This is a genomic window from Arthrobacter sp. 10L430, assembly GCF_056395245.1.
In genome coordinates this window covers 1-5,111 of record NZ_JBFTJD010000045.1, presented here as the reverse complement: position 1 = coordinate 5,111, position 5,111 = coordinate 1, and the positions used below count along the sequence as shown (strand labels likewise).

Below are 5,111 nucleotides of genomic sequence, written 5' to 3'. Positions count from 1 at the left end.
CAGCAGCGCCAAGAAACACTCGATGCCTGCTACGCCCGCAACCCAAACAGATACCGACACAAGCCCACCGCCCCGGGATCACCACTCACTGCCGGCATCAACAACAAAGAAACCACCCCGCTGTCACAAACAGCTTGATAAATACCGGGGCGGGGCCGGTCATGTGGTCAAGGGCCAGTCAAGCGGAGATCAGGTTCGTGCCGCAGTGATCGCGTGGGGGACGGTCGCCAGTGCGACGACGGCCAGGAGGGCCGCAGCACCGAAGACGTAGAAGCCCCACGGGTACGCGATGCCTGCCGCCACCAGCGTCCCGGTCACGGCAGGGCCCATGATGGCGCCAAAGCGTCCCACGCCGGCGGCGAAGCCGAGGGCGGTCCCGCGGAGCCGGGCCGGGAAGAGCTGGCTGACCCAGGCATAGACCAGGACCTGCGAGCTGAAGACGAAGACGCCCGTGACAAAGACGGCGGCGTTGAGGAGGAACTCGCTCTGGATTTTGACGCTGAGCACGGCGAGGAAAACGGCGGAGAGGCCAAACCAGAGCAGGACGATCTTCTTGGTGCCGTGCTTGTCCGCCAGGATGCCGGCCACGATCAGGCCCACCACGGCGCCGACGTTGAGCACGAGCAGCAGGACCAGCCCGGTGCTTACGGTGTATCCGGCAGCGGACATGAGTTGCGGCAGCCAAGTATTCAGGCCGTACACGAGGAGGAGCCCCATGAACGATGCCACTGCAATGCCGAGTGCCACCAGCGGATAGGGCTTCTTTGTGAGGTCGCGGAAGCTGGCGCCTTGGCCGGCCGGATCGGCGGGCAGCAGGGACGCAGGCGCAGCCTCGGGCTCGGCGGCGGGGACTGCGATCGGGCGGTGTGTGCGGGCGCGCGTCTGGGCCGGGTGGACTTCCGCGTCCTGGAGTTCGGTGCCCTCCTGCGCATGTACCGGGGGCAGTGTTTCCGGGAGCCGGAACCAGAGGAACGGCACCAGGACGAAGCCGGCAAGTCCGCCCACCACGAACATGATGCGCCAGTCCGGCACCACCATGATGGCCAGGAACGCAGTGGCCACGGCGCCCACGTGGTAGCCGGTCATGGTCCGGGTAGTGGACTTCCCGGCGGTGCCGGCCGGGGCGTAGTCGTTCATGTAAGCCAGTGCAGCCGGCAGGCAGGCGCCGAGGCCCACGCCGGCGAGGAGCCGGAAAACGCCGAACATAGCCACGTTGGGGGCGAACACCACGGCGATGGTGAAGAGGGAGAACCAGGCTACGCACGCCACGAGCAGGCGGCGGCGTCCGAACCGGTCGGAGAGGGGAGCAATGAACAGCGCGCCGATGCCCACGCCAACGAGGGAGATGGTGGCTGCATAAGTGGCTCCCACGGCGTCGAAGCCGAGTTCGTGGGTCTTGATCAGGGTGGGAATGACGGTGCCCAGCACCACCAGGTCGAATCCGTCCAGCATCATGGCCAGCCAGCAAAGCCAAACGGGCCACTGTGAACGGCGGGCGACTGAGAGCGTTGACATCGGAACCTCGTTGTTCGGGTTGAGTTGTTCGGGTGGAGTCTGTCTGTGGGGGCTGTCCTGGCCACTGGTTCGAGCCATAGGTCCGAGTAGTGGTCTCGAGTGACTGTCCGGCAGCGGAAACTGCGCAACTGGACGGGCGGCCGCACAGGCCGCGGCGTCGTCCGACATGAGAGTTGTATCACCCGCGGGTGTAATCTGGGACAACTCATACCGTTGAATGGAAGCAGAACGTCTTGGCCAACTCAGTTTCCGGAGACTCGGTGGTGGACCGGGTGGTCCGCGTCATCGCAGCCTTTCCCGAGGGTGTCAGCGTCCTGCAACTCTCGGAGCTGGCCGAGCGGGCGGGGCTGCCCCTCACCACTGCCCACCGGATGGTCCGGCAGTTGGCGCACCACGGCCTGCTCGAGGCCGGGGCCGGCGGCTCGGTGCGGTTGGGCCTGCGGCTGTGGGAGCTGGTCAACCGCAATTCGCCCACCCTGGCGCTGCGCCAGGCGGCGATGCCGTTCATGGAAGACATCCAGCATGTGCTCAACCAAAACGTGAACCTCGCCGTGCTCGACGGCTGGGAGGCGCTCTTTGTGGAACGCCTGTCCCGCCGCGGTTCCGTGGCAAACCGTGCCCAGATCGCCGGGCGCCTGGCCGTGCACGTGTCCTCGGCCGGGCTGGCGCTGATGTCGCACCAGCCCCGGTCCGTCCAGACGGAATACCTTGAGCAGTTCACTGATCCGGCCGGAAAGGTGACGGCGGAGGAGCTCCGGGCACTGCTCAGCGAGGCCGCCCATCAGGGCTATGCCCAGCTGGCCGGTGTGATCGACCCCGATACGTGGGGCATTGCCGTCCCCGTGCTGGACGGCCGGAAACTGGCGGTCGCCGCGCTCGGCGTCGTTGTTCCCCTGCGGGAGGTGCGTCTCCAGGCCCTGGTCCCGGCGTTGCAGACCGCTGCCCGCGGCATCGGGCGGCGGCTTGGTGACGCCGGCACATTGACGCAATTCCGATCAACGGAATCCTTGTAACGCCGAACACTCTGCCCGGCGCACACTGTTAGCCACAAGAACTTACGGCCCAGTGGTCCAGAGTGATCCAGCAGAGGGCCCCGCGACGAAGCGAGGAACGACATGGCAGCACGCAAAATCATCACCACCCAAGTGGCCATCATGGGCGCAGGCCCCGCCGGCCTCATGCTTTCCCACCTGCTGGCGACGGCGGGCATCGAATCCACTGTGATCGAGATCCGCAGCCGCCAGGAGATCTCCGAGACCGTTCGCGCCGGCATCCTGGAACACGGCACGGTCAACATGCTCGTGGACAGCGGAGTCTCCGACCGGGTGCTCCGCGACGGCGACAGGCACGATGGCATCGAACTGCGCTTCAAAGGTGAAAGCCACCGCATCGACTTCAAGGACCTGGTGGGGGAGAGTGTCTGGCTCTACCCGCAGACTGACGTTTTCATGGACCTCGCTGCCCGCAGGGAGGCCGACGGCGGCGACGTCCGCTACAGCGTCACGGACACCACGGTGCACGACATTGAGGGCAATCCCAGGGTGTGGTTCACGGACACCGACAGGGTTGAGTACGAACTGCAGGCAGACTTCATCGCCGGCGCGGACGGTTCCCGCAGCCATTGCCGGTTCCAGATCCCCGAAGCGCACCGCAAGTGGTACTTCCACGAGTACCCCTTCGCCTGGTTCGGCATCTTGGCCGAGGCGCCCCGCAGCTCCGACGAACTCATCTATGCCAACTCTGAGAAGGGTTTCGCACTGATCAGCCAGCGCACGGAAACCGTCCAGCGGATGTACTTCCAGTGCGACCCGAACGAGGACGTGAACAATTGGAGCGAGGAGCGGATCTGGGAGGCCTTCGGGAGCCGGGTCAATGGCAACGGTTTCGAGCTCAAGGAAGGGCCCGTGATCGACAAGATGGTCCTGAAGTTCCGCAGTTTCGTGCACACGCCAATGCGCCACGGCAAGCTCTTCCTGGCCGGGGATGCCGCGCACACCGTGCCGCCCACCGGCGCCAAGGGCCTGAACCTGGCGATCCACGACGTCAAAGTGCTGTTCGAGGGCCTCGACAGCTTCTACAGGACCGGTTCGTCGGCCCTGCTGGATTCGTACAGCGACCGCGCCCTGGACCGCGTGTGGAAGGCGCAGCAGTTCTCGTACTGGATGACGTCCATGCTGCACACCCCGGCGGACGCCGATGATTTCTCCCGGGCGCGCCAGCTGGGCGAGCTCAACTCGGTGGTGTCGTCCCGGCACGGGCAGGCCTACCTTGCCGAGGCCTACACGGGCTGGCCTTCCGCCTAGCTTGGTCAAGCTGCAGGCCGCCGTCGGGGATTAACATCGGTCCATGGAAGCCATAACCATCATCGGGGGCGGCATTGCCGGCCTGGCGCTCGCTGCGGGCCTGGACCCTCAGCGCTTCGACGTCACGATCCACGAGCAGCGGCCCGGTCCGCCCACGGTGGAATCGTCTCTCGCCATGTGGCCGGAGGCGCAAAGTGCCTTGGCGCTGCTCGGGATCCTGCCGGACATCAGGGGCGTGGCAGCTACGTTCGGCGGGATGGCCCTGCGGGATGCGGCAGGCAATTCCTGGATCTCGCCGGAAGTGCGCGGAGTGCTGGGCGTGTCCCGGGCCGGCCTCCTTAGGCTGCTCGGGGCCGCGGTTCCCGGCAGCGTGCGCCGGGTGGCGGGGCGGGTGGAGGACATACCGGCGTCGGGGCCGCTGGCGTCAGGCTTGCTGGTGGGTGCCGACGGTGTCCACAGCGTGGTCCGGCGCGCCTTCTGGGGTGGACGCTCGGAAGCCACGCAGTCGCCCTACCTGGCGTTGCGAGGTGTCCTTGCCGATCCGGTCGCCGCGGGTTCCGGCGGCGAATACTGGGGCCGGGGGAAGCTGTTCGGCATTACGCCGGCCTCGGGCGGCAGGACCTACTGGTACGCCTCATTCCGTTCGGACCTTGGACCGGCAGGCGTGGACGTTGCCGAGGCGCTGCAGCAAACCCGGGGCCGGTTCGCGGGAAGCGCGCCCGCCATCATGCAGGTGCTGGAAACGGCCACTCCGGCGACGTCCCTCGCCCAGCGGATCTGGACGGTTCCAATCCTCGGCAGCTATGAACGGCCGGGTGCTGTGCTGGTGGGCGACGCCGCGCACGGGATGACGCCGAACCTTGGGCGGGGCGCCTGCGAGGCGCTGGTGGACGCCGTCACGCTGGCCGAGCTGCTGAACTCGCGGTCCGTTGCTGAGGCGCTCAAGGCCTACAACAGGAAGCGGGTCATGCGGACGCAGCTGCTGCGCCTAGGCTCCTCCGGCATGACGCGCCTCGCGCTCGCCGAACGTGCGCAGCCCGTCCGCGACCGGCTGCTTGGGCTCGCCACCCGGCAAAGCCCGGCAGGCGCCGTCGGGCGTTCCTGACCCGGACGGACGGTCCCGGCCCGCACAGGCGGCCCTGGTCCCCTGTGTGTCAGGCTCTTGTGTGACAGGTTTCTGTCTGCACCGGACGCGGCACTCGGGCGGGGAAGGTCCATGATGGATTTTGTTATTCCTGTCCGCCAGTCGAATCGTCACTTCACTGTTGACGAGAAAAACGCGATTTTGGATGA

The 5,111-nt window shown here is 66.7% G+C and carries 4 protein-coding genes; 3 read left to right on the top strand and 1 reads right to left on the bottom strand.

Annotated elements, in window-relative coordinates:
* Positions 1-189: 189 nt before the first annotated feature.
* Complete coding sequence (locus AC1DDG_RS21480) at positions 190-1,515, bottom strand: MFS transporter (RefSeq protein ID WP_476877672.1); 1,326 nt, start codon at positions 1,513-1,515, stop codon at positions 190-192.
* Between the two features lie 233 nt (positions 1,516-1,748).
* Between AC1DDG_RS21480 and AC1DDG_RS21475 the strand changes: the two genes are divergently transcribed.
* The 3 genes from AC1DDG_RS21475 (at position 1,749) to AC1DDG_RS21465 (ending at position 4,923) form a co-directional block, all read left to right on the top strand.
* Positions 1,749-2,528 (top strand): IclR family transcriptional regulator, encoded by a 780-nt coding sequence (locus tag AC1DDG_RS21475; protein ID WP_476877671.1) that lies wholly within the window; start codon positions 1,749-1,751, stop codon positions 2,526-2,528.
* A gap of 102 nt (positions 2,529-2,630) precedes the next feature.
* Positions 2,631-3,818 carry a 4-hydroxybenzoate 3-monooxygenase gene (locus AC1DDG_RS21470; RefSeq protein ID WP_476877670.1) on the top strand — a complete coding sequence of 396 codons (1,188 nt, stop codon included), beginning with the start codon at positions 2,631-2,633 and terminating at the stop codon, positions 3,816-3,818.
* A 43-nt stretch (positions 3,819-3,861) separates the two neighbouring features.
* Positions 3,862-4,923, top strand: a complete 1,062-nt coding sequence (locus tag AC1DDG_RS21465; RefSeq protein ID WP_476877669.1) for an FAD-dependent monooxygenase — start codon at positions 3,862-3,864, stop codon at positions 4,921-4,923.
* Positions 4,924-5,111: the final 188 nt, after the last annotated feature.

Coding starts and splice junctions, on each gene's coding strand:
- AC1DDG_RS21470 (WP_476877670.1), top strand. CDS start 2,631: ATGGCAGCACGCAAAATCATCACCACCCAAGTGGCCATCATGGGCGCA.
- AC1DDG_RS21480 (WP_476877672.1), bottom strand. CDS start 1,515: ATGTCAACGCTCTCAGTCGCCCGCCGTTCACAGTGGCCCGTTTGGCTT.
- AC1DDG_RS21465 (WP_476877669.1), top strand. CDS start 3,862: ATGGAAGCCATAACCATCATCGGGGGCGGCATTGCCGGCCTGGCGCTC.